Source organism: Ruminococcus flavefaciens 007c (genome assembly GCF_000571935.1).
Lineage (GTDB): Bacteria > Bacillota > Clostridia > Oscillospirales > Ruminococcaceae > Ruminococcus > Ruminococcus flavefaciens_F.
On the sequence record NZ_ATAX01000001.1, the window covers coordinates 1 to 592 of the forward strand.

Genomic DNA, 592 nt, shown 5'->3' on the forward strand with positions numbered 1-592 from the left:
CAGATACAACAGTAACAACTGTTGTTACAAATCCCACAACAACATTAACAACAACTACCATCGTAGTTCCTAAGGATTCTATCGCATGGGTTGTTGACACAGTAGCTGCATATCCCGGCGACGAGGTAACATTAAAGATCACTGTAAAGGATCCTAATGCTGCAAATCTCGGCATTGCAGGTGCACAGTTCAAGGTAACTCCCGACGGCGACGTTCAGCTTGTAAAGAGCGGCGATAAGTCAGGTTACGGTGCTGACATCATTCCGAGCAAGGATGGATATAAGTTCGTATTTGCAGACGGTGCAGGTGTAGCACACGTTGCTCCCGACGGAACAGTAGTTATCGAGCTTACTTATAAGGTAGGCGAGGAAGTAGCTCCCGGAACAGTTATCCCTGTTTCCATTAAGGATCTCTACGTAGTAGATGAGGACGGAAATGACATTACCAAGTATGTAATGCCCGTTGACGGCAGCATTATCGTATTTGAAAAGCCCGCTCCTACTTCAACAACAACTAACGTAACAGTTACAACTGTAACTACAGACGTTACAGGTCCTACAGATACAACTGTAACAAGCACAGGTACAAGCAC

Annotated in this window: 1 protein-coding gene; it reads left to right on the top strand. The window is 45.3% G+C overall.

All coding sequences use genetic code 11. From position 1 onward, the window contains the following. On the top strand, positions 1-592 hold a 592-nt coding region (locus RF007C_RS00005), incomplete at both ends, for a cohesin domain-containing protein (RefSeq protein ID WP_037296298.1).